14 protein-coding genes are annotated in these 15,063 nt (G+C 64.7%); 3 read left to right on the top strand and 11 right to left on the bottom strand.

All coding sequences use genetic code 11. The annotated features are described in order from the left end of the window. The first annotated feature begins 53 nt into the window (after nt 1-53). Nucleotides 54-1,493, top strand: coding sequence for an FAD-binding oxidoreductase (locus ACLGL5_RS15085; protein ID WP_019860053.1), 1,440 nt, complete (start codon nt 54-56; stop codon nt 1,491-1,493). Nucleotides 1,494-1,764: 271 nt separating this feature from the next. Here the strand turns inward: ACLGL5_RS15085 and ACLGL5_RS15090 are convergent, their stop codons facing one another. From ACLGL5_RS15090 to ACLGL5_RS15140, 11 genes are all read right to left on the bottom strand, one after another. Continuing rightward, a complete protein-coding gene (locus tag ACLGL5_RS15090) occupies nt 1,765-2,253 on the bottom strand; it encodes a response regulator transcription factor (RefSeq protein WP_064986423.1) in 489 nt (162 codons plus the stop codon). 183 nt (nt 2,254-2,436) lie between these two features. Further along, nucleotides 2,437-3,252 (bottom strand): trypsin-like serine peptidase, encoded by an 816-nt coding sequence (locus ACLGL5_RS15095; RefSeq protein WP_019860051.1) that lies wholly within the window; start codon nt 3,250-3,252, stop codon nt 2,437-2,439. After that, on the bottom strand, nt 3,249-3,605 hold the full coding sequence (locus ACLGL5_RS15100) for a hypothetical protein (RefSeq protein WP_019860050.1): 357 nt from the start codon (nt 3,603-3,605) through the stop codon (nt 3,249-3,251). The genes ACLGL5_RS15095 and ACLGL5_RS15100 overlap by 4 nt, the downstream gene beginning before the upstream one ends. Before the next feature lie 16 nt (nt 3,606-3,621). Further along, the gene (locus ACLGL5_RS15105) at nt 3,622-4,323 is read right to left on the bottom strand and encodes a hypothetical protein (protein ID WP_069091418.1); all 702 of its coding nucleotides are present in this window, start codon (nt 4,321-4,323) and stop codon (nt 3,622-3,624) included. A gap of 44 nt (nt 4,324-4,367) precedes the next feature. After that, nucleotides 4,368-5,402, bottom strand: coding sequence for a DUF4438 domain-containing protein (locus ACLGL5_RS15110; RefSeq protein WP_019860048.1), 1,035 nt, complete (start codon nt 5,400-5,402; stop codon nt 4,368-4,370). Next, nucleotides 5,399-6,235, bottom strand: a complete 837-nt coding sequence (locus tag ACLGL5_RS15115; RefSeq protein ID WP_038644874.1) for a hypothetical protein — start codon at nt 6,233-6,235, stop codon at nt 5,399-5,401. Before ACLGL5_RS15115 ends, ACLGL5_RS15110 begins: the two co-directional genes overlap by 4 nt. A 30-nt stretch (nt 6,236-6,265) precedes the next feature. Beyond that, complete coding sequence (locus ACLGL5_RS15120) at nt 6,266-7,369, bottom strand: hypothetical protein (protein WP_019860046.1); 1,104 nt, start codon at nt 7,367-7,369, stop codon at nt 6,266-6,268. 72 nt (nt 7,370-7,441) lie between these two features. Beyond that, on the bottom strand, nt 7,442-8,116 hold the full coding sequence (locus tag ACLGL5_RS15125) for a hypothetical protein (RefSeq protein ID WP_069091419.1): 675 nt from the start codon (nt 8,114-8,116) through the stop codon (nt 7,442-7,444). 23 nt (nt 8,117-8,139) lie between these two features. Then, nucleotides 8,140-9,900 carry a hypothetical protein gene (locus ACLGL5_RS15130; protein WP_244748261.1) on the bottom strand — a complete coding sequence of 587 codons (1,761 nt, stop codon included), beginning with the start codon at nt 9,898-9,900 and terminating at the stop codon, nt 8,140-8,142. A gap of 11 nt (nt 9,901-9,911) precedes the next feature. Further along, the gene (locus ACLGL5_RS15135) at nt 9,912-11,204 is read right to left on the bottom strand and encodes a hypothetical protein (protein WP_064986434.1); all 1,293 of its coding nucleotides are present in this window, start codon (nt 11,202-11,204) and stop codon (nt 9,912-9,914) included. Between the two features lie 32 nt (nt 11,205-11,236). Further along, nucleotides 11,237-12,286 carry a hypothetical protein gene (locus ACLGL5_RS15140; protein ID WP_069091420.1) on the bottom strand — a complete coding sequence of 350 codons (1,050 nt, stop codon included), beginning with the start codon at nt 12,284-12,286 and terminating at the stop codon, nt 11,237-11,239. A 591-nt stretch (nt 12,287-12,877) separates the two neighbouring features. Here ACLGL5_RS15140 and ACLGL5_RS15145 point away from each other — a divergent pair. Both ACLGL5_RS15145 and ACLGL5_RS15150 read left to right on the top strand, forming a co-directional pair. Further along, a complete protein-coding gene (locus ACLGL5_RS15145; protein ID WP_069091421.1) occupies nt 12,878-13,897 on the top strand; it encodes an isopenicillin N synthase family dioxygenase in 1,020 nt (339 codons plus the stop codon). Between the two features lie 292 nt (nt 13,898-14,189). Next, nucleotides 14,190-14,879 (top strand): SDR family NAD(P)-dependent oxidoreductase, encoded by a 690-nt coding sequence (locus ACLGL5_RS15150; protein WP_069091422.1) that lies wholly within the window; start codon nt 14,190-14,192, stop codon nt 14,877-14,879. Nucleotides 14,880-15,063 lie beyond the last annotated feature (184 nt).

Consider the following 15,063-nt stretch of genomic DNA (forward strand, 5'->3'; position numbering starts at 1 on the left):
AGAATTGAAGGCGTTTGAAGGAGATCGGCTCATAAGCAAATCGGGAGGAAACCATGAACACCATGAGCCTCACCACGCTTGACCGCGGCAAGACGACAGTCGACGCTGCAGCCATCGAAGCGCTTTCGGCACAATTGCGCGGCACACTGCTTCAGCAGGGGGACGCTGCCTACGACGAAGCCCGCACCATCTGGAATGCCACGGTCGACCGGCGGCCCGGGCTGATCGTGTGTTGCGTCGGCGCCTCCGACGTCATTCGTGCCGTGAATTTCGCCAGGGAAAACAGGCTTCTCGTCTCCGTGCGCGGCGGCGGCCATAACATTGCCGGCAGCGCCGTCTGCGATGGCGGCCTGATGATTGATCTGTCGCCGATGAAGTCGGTGCGGGTCGATCCCGCCGCACGGCGGGCATGGGTTGGACCCGGCGCCACGCTCGCCGATGTCGACCGCGAAACGCAGGCCTTCGGGCTGGCGGTGCCGACCGGCATCAATTCGACCACCGGCATATCGGGCTTGACCCTGGGCGGTGGCTTTGGCTGGATCACCCGCAAATTCGGCCTGACCATCGACAATCTGGTCTCCGCCGATGTCGTCACCGCCGACGGCAAGTTGCTGCGCGCCAGCCAGACGGAAAATCCGGACCTGTTCTGGGCACTGCGTGGCGGCGGCGGCAATTTCGGCATTGTCACGGCATTCGAGTTTCAGCTCCACCAGATGGGTCCCCAGGTTCTGTCGGGGCTTGTCGTGCATCCTTTCGCCGATGCCGAGAAGGTGCTGGAGGAGTATCGCAACGCGCTCGAAACAGCGCCCGACGAGCTGACCTGCTGGGTGGTCATGCGGCAAGCGCCGCCACTGCCCTTCCTGCCGGCGGAGTGGCATGGCAAGGATGTTCTGGTGCTGGCCATGTGCTATTGCGGTGATCTCCAGGCGGGTGAAAAGGCGACGAAGAAGCTTCGCGCCATCGGCTCGCCGATTGCCGATGTCGTTGGCCCCAACCCGTTTGCCGGCTGGCAGCAGGCATTCGACCCATTGCTCGCCCCCGGCGCCCGTAACTACTGGAAGAGCCACGACTTCACCGAGCTCTCCGACAGGGCAGTTGAGGTCGTCACCGAAGCGATACGTGAGCTTCCTGGCCCGGAATGCGAGATATTCATCGGCCATGTCGGCGGTGCGGCGGGCCGTGTGGCGCAGAACGCGACGGCGTTTCCGCAACGCAGCTCGCACTTCGTCATGAATGTTCATGCCCGCTGGCGCGAACCGGCAATGGACAGGGCCTGCATCGGCTGGGCGCGCGGCCTCTATGAGGCGGCCAAGCCCTATGCTGCCGGCACGGCCTATGTGAACTTCATGCCTGAGGACGAGGTCGACCGGGTGGAAGCGGCCTATGGCGGCAATTACCAGCGGCTTCTGGAGATCAAGCAGCGCTATGACCCGCTGAACCTGTTCCGCATGAACCAGAATTTGCGGCCGAAACAAAGCCAGCAGGCCGCCTGAGCCGCCCGCATGGCAGTGACGAAAAGCCCGCGTCTCCGCCACAGGCGTGGGCTTTCGCATGGCCATAGGGTCTGGCTCTTCAGCGGCTCAGTTCACATGGACTGCCACCGCGTCAGGCGCTGGTCCTCACGAAACCGTCTCGGTCTCATGCGCGGGCAGCGCCGCCGCCAGCCGGTTCGCCCACTCCTCTATGCCGGCCCGGCTCGCCAGCAAATCCTGCCGGATCTCGACGAGGACGGCGGGGATCCCTCGAAAAAGCCGCTCGACCGACCTATCGCGCGTCTTGGCGAAAGTCCGCCCGACCCGCGAGCACACAGGACGCAATCGCCGAGCGGCGGCCGATATTCAGCTTGGCGAAAATCCGCCGGATATGCTCGCGTACGGTGTAGCCGCTGATGCCGAGCTGCCTTGCGATCTCCTTGTCGACTTTTCCGTCACTGATCAGCAGGGCTATTTGCAGCTCACGCCGGGTCAATATCTCGGCGGCCGAGAGCGGAAGATCGGCGGTGGCGCCCGGCATGCAGACGGCGTCATAGATCAGGTATTGCGTGCCGGCGCAGACGATGCGTCCTACTGGCCGGCGCTGATCTGCATGATTGTTTGGATCACCGCGATCGTCCGCGTAACGGATGGCGACCAGCGAATGGCCGTTCACGACAAAGCTCGAAGTATCCGTTTCCGGGTCGCACTCTTTTCGTGACGCGGAAATCTCATCAGCGAAGTCGGAAAGTCTCTGCAAGTTCTCGGCACGTGCAATCATGGCCGAACGCCCCAGTTGGCAGGAAACTCAGTACAATCACAAGCCCCTGGCGTCCCAACAAAACTGCCACGCCGCCGAACCCCGGCGCGACCAGTATGAATGCTGCATAGATAGTCTGGACTATAGCACTTTTCGAAATATTAGCATTCCAAAAATTATCGTTGGGTCGTCAATTTTCCCAGTTCAGCGCCTGAATCCGGCGCGGATCGAACGCAAGAGATCGGGGGTCAGCCTGACGCCCCGGTTGAACAGGCCCGCTGGGGCAAGCGGCACGCCGGGCCGGCATCCCCAGGCCCCACCCGAATGTGGACGCGGACCGGCGGTGTGAACCGCGATCACCACGGGTACGCCGGCCTGCTGGCGATGGATCCATACTGGAGCGCCGCTGTGCCCCGGACAGGTATCGACACTGTAGAAAAGCTGCCGTTCGGTGATCCGGTCCAGGCGCTCGGAATGCTCCCATTGCGTGCCGTCCGGCTTGTCGGCCGGATAACCCGAAATGTGCAGCAGACGCGTGGTGCGAAGCCGCTCGAGGTCCTGACGGTTCGGCGACCAGAGCTGGAAGTGTCCGGGCGATGGCGAAAACGGCCGCTCGAGTTCGATCAATCCAACATCGTGCAGGCCTGACGGACGGCGGCGGTAAGGCGGGTTGACGTGCCATTGCTTGGCCCATTGCCAGCCGAAGGGCCGCGCGTCACGCGAGGCCCGACCCGGCGTGACACGAATGCGCACGGCAAGATTGGGCAGGCCAAGCCGCTGACGGATCGGGCTGGTGATGCAGTGCGCCGCGGTCAACAGCCGCGTCGGCGAAATCAGGAAGGCGGTACAGCCGGTCAACCTGCCGTCGCCGAAATCGCGCTCGATGTGGCAGACCGCGCTGTGCGGAAAGCGGTTGGTGTGGGTGACCCTGGCGCGCCCGTCGGTCGGTCCAACCACCGCATAGTCCGCTTCGTCCGCTAGCCGGTCGAGTTCGAATGGCGCGGTCGAGAACAGCATCATGTTTCTTGCTCGTGTTCGGCTCCCGGCGAGGCGGCATCTGCCGGCATGGCTCCCGGTTGCGCCGCATCATCGATCCCACCTTCATGCGCGGGCTCTTGCGACGCCTCGGCCTGATCCGCGCCAGCACTTGCAGTGAGGCCAAGCAGGCCGCGCAGGCGCTCCATCAGAAGATGAGCCTCGTCGCCACGGCCTTCGAGATAGGCCGCCGCGCGGTCCATGAATTCCTCGTCGGAGCCGAAGGGTGTTTCAGCTGGGCGCGGCGACGCGGCGTGCAGCGCCTTGACCTCCTGAAGAACGATGGCGTCGAGGTCGGCCCATACCGACCTTGCATGAGTTGCGGCTTGCCCGTGCATGGGAATCTCCCTTGGTTCAACTGTTGCGCATCAGCGCCGTTTCATCGAATGTCGTGCTGTTGGGGTCGTAGAGCAGCGGGCGCTCCCGGTCCTGCAGCCAGCCTTCGTAGTTCCTGGCCCGCCTTGGATGCATGGCCTGGCGGGTGAGCCGGGCTGCCTGGACCAGGATCTGGCCCGGCTGCAGATTGCGGATCGCGGTGTTTACCCTGGGGTCGGCCCGGCTCGGCTGCCGGTAGTGTTCGACAATTCTCTGCGCGATCGAATTGTTGCCCTTGGTCATGCCGATGCTGAGCGGCCGGTCGCGGTCGATGCCGGCGCGGGTGATGCGATAGACCTGCGGCCCCGGTGCCAGGAACGGCCGCAGCAAAGCATCGACGTGTCCGCCCCGGCTCACGGCGGTGCGCGCCGCGTCGATCGCCGCCAGCGAGACCGGCGGCGTCCAGCCGCGCCAGCCCGGCAGTTGCGACCCGCGCGCCCGCATCGAAGTTTGGCCGCGTGCCGGCCTCGGGGTGCGCCCGCGCCGTGTGGCTGTCTCGTCGAAGGAAGCGACGTCTCCGCAACTTCCGCAGCCGCAACTCGGAAAATGCCGGCGCCTGACCTCGACGGCGCGAAAGCCCTGCTGCCGGCGACAGCGCGCGCAGCCGCATGGCGAGCGGTGAGCGACTGTTTGCGCGGCCTCGTTGACCAGCGCGTCGAGTTGTTCGTCGAGATATGACATGCCGATCCCTTTCTCGTAACTCGTTTTTCCGCTCGGGCTCGGATCTAGCCGGATCCGGCCACCATGCTTGCGTCCGACGCCGTCGCCCGCCGGCGCAGCCTTGCCACGGTTCGTTCCCTCTGCTCGACGGTCGGCAAGGGAAAGGACGGCCGTGCCGGTCGGGGTGGGCGAATGTCCAGGTAGCGCGCGATGTTGGCGTCCGGGCTGAGCTCCAGCTGGAGAACAGAGGCAGGCGCTGAAAGCAGCGAGACGACGCCCGGGCCGTGACCCGCGACAGTGGAGTCGCTGTGCACGATGACGCCAACCGACACATGTCCTCCCAGCCGCGACCGGCCATAGCGGTTGTCGGCATCCATGATGCCGACAATGTCGCCGAAGCGCAGCGATCCGAGCTTGTAGCGCCGCACCATGCCGGGATCGGACATCTGGATGTCGTAGTCGCCGCGCAGCACATTGTTGCGGCCGAGACCCGAGCCCATGACGCGGGCAGGGATGCGGTGCGTCACCTTGACGTGGATCCTGCCGTTGCGCTCGACCGGGCGCCAGCGCGCCAGCAGCCTTGGCGAGCAGTTCCAGATCGCGACGTCGGGATAGTCGGTCAGGCGCAGGCCAAGCCCGTAAGCCCAGACCTGGATCCGGTCGCCGATCGCCATCTGCCGCATCGCCGGCAGCGGAAAGTCGATCAGCACGGTGTCGACGCCGCCATGCTTGCCGGTCACCACGCCGCGTGCGCCGACCGCGCGTCCTGACGTGACGATGGCGTGGTTGCCGACGCAGGAATAGCTCTGCAGCGCCTGGTTCGCGGCGTCGGGGTTGCCGCCGGCGGCGCGCGCTTCGTTGCGGATCGACACCGCCGGTTCGACATGGTCGCCGGCCAGCCCGACACAGGGGTCGCCGACGCGATGGTTGAGCACGATGCCGCCGGTACCCGGCAGCGAGCGCGGCCTGCCGTCGTAACCGATGCGCCATGGCGTGCCCCTCTCGGTCGGCGATGCCACTTGTCCGGCGACGCTGATCATCACCAGGTCGCGCGCATTGGTGCGCAGCCCATGCACCGGGTGGATGCGGGGCGGTTTCATGCCGCGGCCTCCGCCGGCACGACATCGTACCAGAGCGCGCAGGCATTGCGCCAGGGATCGTCCGGCGTCCCGTCATCGTGGTCGGCCGGATCTTCTAGCGCCCAGTCGGTCTCGCTCCATCCGTCGGGCAGCGCCAGGATGACCGGGGCGACCACCTGCACGATCGCCGCATTGCGGCCGCTCGCGGCGATTGGAGCCGCGGCGGGCCACAGCGCCGGGCCGGACCATCCGGGGGTTGCTCCAGGATGGCGTTTGGCGGGAAATGCCAGCCGCTCGAGATAGTCGCACAATGGCGGCCTGGCGCCGTCATTGCCGGCGATGGTGAGAATGTAGGTGCTATCGGGCTGAAGCGCGGCGGAGAGCGCGATCACGTCGCGCGCGCATTCGTCGAGCGGAGCGGCGGTGCCGGCCGCATCGCCAAGACGTGTTTCAAGCGCGGCGCAGCAGCCTTCAAAGCGCGGTAACAGGGCTGTTTCCTCGCGCTCGGGCAGCGCGCTCTCATACTGGGCGTCGCCGATCCAGTGCACCCGCGATGACAGGCGGCCGTTCTGCCACGCCCGGCGCCACGGTTCGAGCTCCAGGGTCAATTCCCTGAGGATGGCATCGCGCGTGCCGGGGGCGAGCCAGCCGCCTCCCATCTGATCGGGCCGGCGCCGATAGTACTCGTCGTTGTCGAGCAAGGTGTAGAAGCCGCGCGGCAGCCACACCCGCGCTGATTGCGAAAGCGTTACCGTCACAAGCAGCCCCATCGGCGACAGCGCCAGCGGGGCGTCGATGACGATGTTCGGCGGCTTGGCCGCGAAACGCCCCGCAAGAGCAAGTTGGTGGTCCATCGCACACCCCCTTCAGTCCCGGCGAACGGTTCAGGCGGCTATACGCGACGCGGTGTTGCGGTTCAGCCCATATGACCAGTGCACACGATCGCCGTCGAGGCCGGGGAAGCGCCGCCCTTCGCGTGTCAGCCGGTAGGCCGCCAGCCATGCGTCGGCCTGCGCGCCCATCTTCTTGGCATCCGCGTCGAACTCCTCCGGCGTGATCGTCGTGCGGAAATCGTTCTCGGCGATGTATTGCAGGATTCTGCGCCCCGCATCGGCCATCTTGGCGCGCTCCGACATCTCGGTGGCGCCGCCCAGATGACGGTTGGCGACGGCTTCGATAACGTCCCATTTGGTGTTGGCGTCGAAGGATTTCTTGATGTCCGGTGCGTCGAACAGCTCGAAGATCTGCTGTACGTACTGTCCGGTTTCACGGGTCAGGGCCAGGATGTTGCCATAGCTCGACCGGTCGAGGTGATAGCGCAGGTCGGTGCCGACGCGCTGCACCGTGGCCAGCGCTGCGAAGGGCCGGTCGTTGATGGTGGAGCTGCCGCGAATAACCTGACCGATGGTCAGATCCTGGAAGTACTGCGACATCGCATTCATGAAGGCGACCAGCTGGAAGTGGAAGCTGCGGTTGACGATGGCTCCGGCGGGCACCGGGGCGCGACCGTAGTTGAAGACGCGTCGATAGGCGATCAGCCGGTCGCGGCGCTTGTAGCGGATGGGGCGCCATTTCTCGAGGATGTAGAGCCCGCGCGCGCCGGGGCCGCGCTGGATGCGGATCTGGCCGTTCTGGAACAGCCGGCGCAGCACATCGACAACCTGGAACAGCTTCATGCGGTCCATCTGGTAGATGTAGTAAAGCTCGGCCGATGCCTGAAGCTGCGGCGGTATGATCGATTCGTCGAAATCGTTGCGCAGCAGCGGCATCTGCAGCGAATCGAACGGCTTGATCGGTCCGTCGCCGAAGCCGACCAGGTCGGCGAAACTGGTGGTCTTGGCACTGGACGAGCGATCAAGCAATTCCCCGTAACGACCCTCGAATTCGCTCTCGAAAGCGGCGCGGTCAGCCGGCGACAAACCCGCCAGCTCGTCCCTGAAGAAGCGCTGGAACAGCCGCTGGATGACCTGGTTGGATTCACTAGCCATAATCAGACCTCATCTTGCTCGAATTGGCTGCTCATAGTTCTCAGGCACTCGGGATCTCAGGCACTTGGGTTCTCAGGCACTTGGCGGCTGTTGGCCGCCGGACGCTGCGTCCTGGCTGGCGGCGATCGCGTTCATCACGGCTGGCGCGAGGTCGAAGAAGCGAACCAGTTCGCTATCGGTGACGACCGACGGCAGGCCGCCACTGAACGTGTTGGCATCGCGCAGGCGCTTGACGAACTCGTTGCGGCGATTCTCCTGCGGCTTGCCCTTCTGCAATGCCACGATGTCCTGCAACGACGCGAATTTCGCCTGGTTGAACCAACGCCCAGCGATCGTCCGGCCGACAATGTCGCCCGACGTGTCGACAGCGGCGGCATAGAGCGCCGTGACATTGTCCTTGTCGCGCAGACCAAGCGACTGCACCGTTTCATCCAACCTGTTGATCGCCGTGGTGATCTCGCCGAGCTTCTTGTCGATGGCGTCGCCATCGGGCAGTCCAGTCGCGATGGTTTCGATCGCGGCTATCAGCCGGTCGAAAATCTGCTTCGACCGTTTTCCATCGGGGAACTCCCTGATTGCGCTGGCAACGTCGCCGATGGCGGTCATGGTCCCGTCGCCGCTGGTGACGACCTTGTCGGTCAGCCTATCGATCGATTGCGGTGTCTCGGCCTCGATCTCGAAGCGGGCCTTGACCCCGGCGTGGAACTTGTTGGCCGGGTGGTAGGGAAACGGAATCTTCGCAGCCATTGTCGTGCTCCTCTCCTGCCAGCTCAGGCCGACCAGTAGTCGGGACGGTTCTGACCCATGCTCGCCATCGAGCTGGCGATCGGCGAGGGCATCTGGACCGGGCTCGGCAGATTGGTGCCAAGGCCGAACATATCCTGGAGGATCGCGCGGATCATCCAGCGGATCAGCGACTGATTGTTGCGGAAATTGAAGACGTTGAAGTCGCATTGCGGCGTCAGCGAACGCACCAGGCGTTCCGTCTGGTCCTCAGCCTGGTAGGCGATACGCAGCTCACGCACCATCAGCGACTTCAGGCCCGGGTCCCAAGCCCCAGGAGCGCCGAATGGGTCGAGCAACTCATCACGGATGACACCGAGCTTGTTTTTCAGCTTGTCGCTGAATTCACACAGAAGCACGCCCGGATTCTTCAACTGGTCGGTCAGGTCCAGCGCCGCGCCGATGGCGAGGCCAACGGCGGTAGCCCGCCTTTCCTGTTCGCCGAGGCCGTCCGGATCCGTGCCGACCGCATAGAGGTCGATCGCTCTGTCGAGCAGGAACAGCAGGTAATCCAGCAGCACCTGGCAGGAGATGTCGTCGTCATCGCAGCCGCAGCCGGCAAAGCAGTCGACCTGCTCGAGCAGGAAACCGCGCGCGATGGTCAGGTTCATCAGGCGGATGGCACCCTGGTCCGGTCCGCCGGCGCCGTAGAGGCCATAGACGATGATCGGCGGGCGCGCCACGTAGAGCAGCCGCGAGCTGCCTTTCGAGACGAAGGCGTCGACGAACAGCTGCAGGCTGGAGACGAATGCCACCAGCGGCGGCGATTCCGGCGGGCCTGAAGTGATCGGCACGTCGATCGGAACCGGGACGCTCTGGCCGAACTGGATCAGGCGCTGGAAGCGGTGGACCAGCATCGCCGACGCGGTCGACAGCTCGCGCAAGCCTTCGACGCTTGCTCCGGTCGAGAGGTCGACAAGGTCGTCCATCGCTTGCGACAGTGCGTTCTCTTCCAGCAGCGCGCGCAGATCAGCCTGGCCGCCGGCCTCCAGCTGCTGCACCAGATTTCGGTAGGCCTCGATGCCGCGCGGCCAGTCTTCCTGGCCAAGCGTGCTTTCGACCGAACCGGTCAGGCTGCGCAGCGCCATGATGACGGCGTTGCGGCGTGCCTGCAGTTCTCCGGCGGCCGAACGCACGATCGAGGTGCTGCGGGTGATGCCGTTGGACGCCAGCCCCTCGCCGATGGCGACAAGAATGAGCCCCGCCAGCACATCGCAGCTCTGGGCAAACCGCCTGAACAGGATGGCGCTGCCGTCGGTGAGCGTGCCGACATAGCGCGCCAGGCGCGAATACTCGCCGAGCTGGCGGCGCGCCGACATGGCACGGTCGTGATTGACCGAATCGAGAGCGAGCCTGGCGGCAGCCAGCCCATCATTGGCGAGCTGCCGGATCGAGCGGCCCCAGCCGATCATCTCGATGCGGATGTCCTTCAGCGGCGAGGAGGTCGAAAGCGTCTGCAGGTCGCGTTCGAGATCGTCCTGCGCCTGTGCCATCTCGACGGAAGACGGGCCCGTGTTGCGGGCTTGCGGCACATAGTCGGGCACGCTCGAATAAGGCAGGCCGGCTTGTTCGCGTCGATCCCTGTCTGCTTCCTCGGGATAGAAGTTCAAGAGAGCGTTGGCGATCTGGTCGGGATCGCGCGGGTCACTGACGCGAAGCGTCTTGCGCAGCAGATTGTCCACGGCAACCGTGGCAGGAGACCGAAATTTCGAGACCGGGCTGGCGGCGGCTGTAAATACGTCGACCATGACATCTCACCTCATGCAACGAGTGCGGCTGGGGACGGTTGCGCAGTAGGCCGTCGGTTTGCCTGACGCTGGGCCAGGTTTCTGATGACAAGCTTTGCAATGGCGTCCGGTTCGGCGCCGGCCTCCAGCGCGAAACGGCTGGCCGACACAAGAAAACGTGGCGGCAGGTCAGGCACTTGCCCCGCCGCGATCTGGATTCCGCCACGGCGGATGCGGGCTTCGTCGGCGCGCGTGAAAGGGATGGCGTCGGCCAGCGCGTGCTGCCCAAGACCCCGGCGCGGCTGGTAGGCGATCTCGTCGACCACCGCCGGAACGACGCGAGGAACCGAAGCAAGCAGGACCGGAGGCAGCCTGTGGCCGCGCGCCGGATTGTAAAGGCCACGCCAGACGCGTTCGGCACGCGCCGCCTCGGCGGCAAAGCCCATGCGACGCAACATCTCGGTCAAGATCAGAACCCGGATCCAGCCGGTTGGATGCGCCCCGCCGGGGCGATAGGTGAGGGCCCGCGCGCCAGGATGGGCGAGGAATTCCATCATACCCCAGACCGACGCGGTGCCGCCGAGCAGCAGTGCGGCGAGGTCGGCGAAGATTTCCTTGTGCCAGCGGCGCAGGATCGTCACCACCAACGGGTCGAAACGCATCGAGGCCAGGCGGTTGGCGACCGCTTGCGCGTTCTCCTGCCATAGGCCCATGTCGGCCTGCAGATTGTGGGCGACCTCGTGCAGGAAGACCGACTGCCAGGGATTGTCGCGATCCCACGGAATGCGGATCACCGGGAACGGGTTGCTGTCGCCGAGCAAGCGGGCAAGGGCGACGCCGCGACGCTGCGTGGCAGGCGAATAGCCGTGTTCCATGTAGGTCAGCGGTTTGAGCAGCGGGCCGCCGAAGACGCCCGGCAAGGCCGCGCGGACGACCGTGTAGCAGTCGAGGGCGATCGCATCATGGGCGGCGAGCGCCGGCGCGAAGCCCGAGCCGCGCTGCGACATCACCTCGAAGAACATGCCGAAGGTCCGGCGCAGCCGATCGATCCTGCGGTCGAGCATCGCCATCTGGGTGAGCGCGACCTCGGCCGTCGCGGGCGGCCAGCCGCGCTCGATCTCGGCGATATGCCGGTTGATGGCGTTGCCGATGGTCGCCAGCCGCTTGTTGGCGGCATGGAAGTGAGCCCGCGACGGCGCATAGGGCAGGTCTTCGGGACGAAGTCCGATGCGCCTCGGTGTCAGGCGGTTGAGGCGTTGTGCGCGAGCCTTCAAAGCCCGCAGCTTGGTGTCCAGGAACCGCCTGGTCGAAGAACCCGTGCGCATCGCCGCGATCCTTCTTGTTGCACCGACTGGGTTTAATTGGGCCGGATGGTGATGCTGACCGGACCGCGGATCACGATACGCCGCCGGCGCCCGTGATTTGGGCCATATCCGCCAGTCCAACCGCCTGGCCATCCGCCGGCAGTCCGCCCCAAGGTCCGTCCGGCGATACGCGCCAGGTTGCGTCCTGGGGCCATGCCGGCGCGAACCGCCGCCGCGGTGCGGCGCACGATCTGGCGACCAGCCGGCAAGGGCCTGGTCAACTGCCGGCGCAGGCCGTGCCCGCGCGCCGCGACACGGCGCGCGGTACGCGCCAGGACCAGCGGCCGGACAGACGCCGGGGTGCGGCGCGTCACGGCCGTTCGGCGGACGCTGTTGGCGATGCGCGGCAGAGCGCGGATCGCTGTCGGCCCGCCACGATTGACGAGCTGGGTGGCGGCGCGGCGCACGGTGCGAACCGCCTGGGTGCGTGCGGCCGCGGGCATGCGCACCGCCACCGGGCCAAGCACTCGCCTCGTCGCAAGCGCGGCCACAACGGGAATGGCGGCACGATTGCGCACCGCGAGCTCGGCGAAGGCGTCAAGCGCCTCGTCCTCGGAGGCTTCGTCCGCCATCAACTGGCCGACGACATTGGCGATGCCACCAATCGCGGTGCCGTAGCCGGGAATAAGGCTGGCGACTGGTGCCACCGCGCGAGCAATGCGTCCAATTGTGGGAGCGGCACGCCTGACGGTGCGTACGACGCCGCGCACGCCGCGGGCGATGCGACGGAAGAACTCGTCGCTGTCTTCAGCCGCAAGCGCGTAGCTCATGGCCTGGTCCCAGGCATCGTCGTCGGACTCATCGCCTTCATCGAAACCGTCGCCTTCGTCGAACTCGTCACCGGCATCGAATTCGTCGCCGGCGTCCATCTCGTCGAAGCCCGAGGCCTCGAATTCGTCGCCTTCGTCGAACTCGTCGCCTTCGTCGGCCTCATCGAAGCCGTCGCCCTCGTCCATTTCGTCGAATTCGTCGTAACTGTCGGCAGGGCCTTCCGCTTCATCAAAGGCAAGGTCGTCGAACATCGATTCGTCATACCCGTCCATCTCGAGATCTCCTCTTGAGCGATCGGCCCCTCAGGGGAGCGGGACCAAAGCGATTAACGCCGGTCGGGATAGTCGCCCTCGATACAATAGCTCTCAAGTCGACAGGAACGGGTAGTTGAAAGGTGGTCGCCAATATCAGCGACTGTTCAGTCGAGTGATTTTGTGCGTAATCATAGTTACAATGAAGATATTATTTTATCTTTATTTTCATAGTGGTCGATGAGAGGGTGGATTGATGTGGCCCAATCAAATCGTGAGCGACCACCAATATTTCGCCCTACGGCCTTGGACTTGCCAGCTGAAGGGACGGTGATATCGAAGCAGCCGCCGCGCAAGGCAGAGCGACTCCCACTCCGCCTGAATTCCCTCGGATCGCGATCATCATCCGCTTGCCCCTGCGAATGGAAAAATTGTTCGTCACGGCCGCGCCGAAGGGCCGATCGTTCCTTTCCCGGCCATTCGAAGTCGATAAGACTAGCGCGCAATGATGGCGGCCAGGGTCGCGCAAAAGTGCCTGCATGTTCAATCGGCTGGGTTTTTCGGACGGAAATTCCAAGCAACATCCGGAAAGCACTGGGAAAGGAGCTTGATATGCCCAGAATAGTGCCTGTGCTCGATCTGAGCCGTCTTGAACAAGGCGCGTCGGAACGCCGGACATTTCTGGCGGATCTTCGTTCCGCGTCGCGCGACATCGGCTTTTTCTATCTGGCCGGACATGGCATCTCCTGGGCGGAGATCAGCGAGGTGCTCACCGCATCGCGCCAGTTCTTTGCCTTGCCGGAGGCCGACAAGCGGGCGATCGAGATGCTCAAGTCCTCGCAGTTTCGCGGCTACACCCGCGCCGGCGGCGAACTGACCAAGGGCAAGGAGGACTGGCGCGAGCAGCTCGACATCGGCGTTGAACGCCAGGCAATCGCGCAAGGGCCGGGAATTCCCGCCTGGACGCGGCTGCAGGGACCGAACCAGTGGCCCGCGGCGCTGCCGGATCTCAAACCGGCTCTGCTTGCCTGGCAGAGCAAGGTGACGGCCGTGGCGATCCGGCTCTTGAAAGCCTTCGCCCTGTCGCTCGATCAGCCCGAGGATGCCTTCGACCCGATCTACAGCAGCGAGCCCAACCATCGCATGAAGATCGTGCGCTACCCCGGCCGTGATGCAACCGGCGGCGACCAGGGTGTCGGCGCGCACAAGGATGGTGGCTTCCTGACCCTGCTGCTCCAGGATGACAATAGGGGGCTGCAGGTCGATTATGACGGCAGCTGGGTGGATGTGGACCCCATTCCCGGCACGCTCGTCGTCAACATCGGCGAATTGCTTGAACTGGCCTCCAACGGCTATTTGCGCGCGACCGTGCATCGTGTCGTGACGCCGCCCGCCGGCGTCGAGCGCATTTCGGTGCCGTTCTTCTTCAGCGCCAGACTCGATGCGACGATCCCGCTGCTTGGCCTTTCCGAGGAACTGGCGGCGCAGGCGCGCGGGCCGGCCAGCGATCCGGACAATCCGCTGTTTCGCGATGTCGGAACCAATGTGCTGAAAAGCCGGTTGCGCTCGCATCCCGACGTCGCGCGGCGCCATTATGCGGATATGCTCGAAGGGGAAAGCCGGGTTGGCTGAGCTTCCTGGCGAACAAAGGATAGGATTTTCGCCATTCTGTCCGATCTTTGGAAAACAATTCGTCGTATCTACCCGCGAATCGGTTCAAAAGAGAAAAATCCGTTCGGTGTTTTCCTCCCATTTCACCGAGCGGTGTTCCCCTCTGAAGGTTATGACCTTCTTTTTGGCCGGGCCGGTTTCGCGCCCGGCCTTTTTCTAGGCGCGTTGCCGTCGCCGCGCCGATCCGGCAAGTTTCACCACAGCACATTCGCCAGCCATCGACCGCAGTCCCGTGGAAAGAAGGAGAGGTTTCATGACAACCAATGTCGTAATCATCGCCGGTGCGGGTTCCGGCTTGAGCGCCTCGCTGGCGCGCCTCCTCGCGAAGGAAGGGTTCAGCGTCGTTCTGGCCGCCCGCAACATTGAGAAGCTTGGTGCCTTGCAGGCTGAGACCGGCGCGCAGGCCGTGGCAACGGATGTCTCCGATCCCGCATCGGTGGAGCACCTGTTCGATGTCGCCGACAAGGCCGGCCCGCTCTCGCTGGTGATTTTCAACGCCAGCGGACGCGCTCGCGGACCAATAGCGGAGCTCGATCCCGAGGCCGTCCGTCAAGCTTTGCTGGTTGGGGCCTATGGCGGGTTCCTGGTTGGCCAGCAGGCGGCTCGCCGGCTCGTCGCGCGAGGATCGGGCTCGATCCTTTTCACCGGCGCGACGGCCAGCGTGAAGGGGTTCGCCGGCTCCGCCGGTTTTGCCATGCCAAAATTCGGCTTGCGCGGGCTGGCCCAGTCCATGGCCCGTGAACTGGCGCCGAAGAACATCCACGTCGCGCATTTCATCATCGATGGCGCCATTGCCTCGGCCGCGTCCGGACAGGAGTCCGGGCCGCAGGATCGCCGGCTGTCCCCGGACGCGATCGCCGAGGCCTATCTCTCCATCCATCGCCAGCACCGCAGCGCCTGGACTTGGGAAATGGAGCTCAGGCCCTGGGTTGAGACCTTCTGATGGGGCCGGCGAGGTGCGACGTTCCGGGAGTCGACATTGCATGGGGATATCACTATATAGCGGCGGCTTCGACCGGCGCGCCCAGCGCAGCCCTCCGGAGCGACTGTAAAAATGTGTTACGCATTGCGCCATCATTTGTGACCAAAAATCGGCTGGAAAACCGGAAAAGCAAATAGAAACAGTG

The organism is Mesorhizobium sp. U510 (assembly GCF_059180695.1).

Coding starts and splice junctions, on each gene's coding strand:
- ACLGL5_RS15145 (WP_069091421.1), top strand. CDS start 12,878: ATGCCCAGAATAGTGCCTGTGCTCGATCTGAGCCGTCTTGAACAAGGC.
- ACLGL5_RS15140 (WP_069091420.1), bottom strand. CDS start 12,286: ATGGACGGGTATGACGAATCGATGTTCGACGACCTTGCCTTTGATGAA.
- ACLGL5_RS15150 (WP_069091422.1), top strand. CDS start 14,190: ATGACAACCAATGTCGTAATCATCGCCGGTGCGGGTTCCGGCTTGAGC.
- ACLGL5_RS15100 (WP_019860050.1), bottom strand. CDS start 3,605: ATGCACGGGCAAGCCGCAACTCATGCAAGGTCGGTATGGGCCGACCTC.
- ACLGL5_RS15105 (WP_069091418.1), bottom strand. CDS start 4,323: ATGTCATATCTCGACGAACAACTCGACGCGCTGGTCAACGAGGCCGCG.
- ACLGL5_RS15110 (WP_019860048.1), bottom strand. CDS start 5,402: ATGAAACCGCCCCGCATCCACCCGGTGCATGGGCTGCGCACCAATGCG.
- ACLGL5_RS15090 (WP_064986423.1), bottom strand. CDS start 2,253: ATGATTGCACGTGCCGAGAACTTGCAGAGACTTTCCGACTTCGCTGAT.
- ACLGL5_RS15095 (WP_019860051.1), bottom strand. CDS start 3,252: ATGATGCTGTTCTCGACCGCGCCATTCGAACTCGACCGGCTAGCGGAC.
- ACLGL5_RS15130 (WP_244748261.1), bottom strand. CDS start 9,900: ATGGTCGACGTATTTACAGCCGCCGCCAGCCCGGTCTCGAAATTTCGG.
- ACLGL5_RS15085 (WP_019860053.1), top strand. CDS start 54: ATGAACACCATGAGCCTCACCACGCTTGACCGCGGCAAGACGACAGTC.
- ACLGL5_RS15135 (WP_064986434.1), bottom strand. CDS start 11,204: ATGCGCACGGGTTCTTCGACCAGGCGGTTCCTGGACACCAAGCTGCGG.
- ACLGL5_RS15115 (WP_038644874.1), bottom strand. CDS start 6,235: ATGGACCACCAACTTGCTCTTGCGGGGCGTTTCGCGGCCAAGCCGCCG.
- ACLGL5_RS15125 (WP_069091419.1), bottom strand. CDS start 8,116: ATGGCTGCGAAGATTCCGTTTCCCTACCACCCGGCCAACAAGTTCCAC.
- ACLGL5_RS15120 (WP_019860046.1), bottom strand. CDS start 7,369: ATGGCTAGTGAATCCAACCAGGTCATCCAGCGGCTGTTCCAGCGCTTC.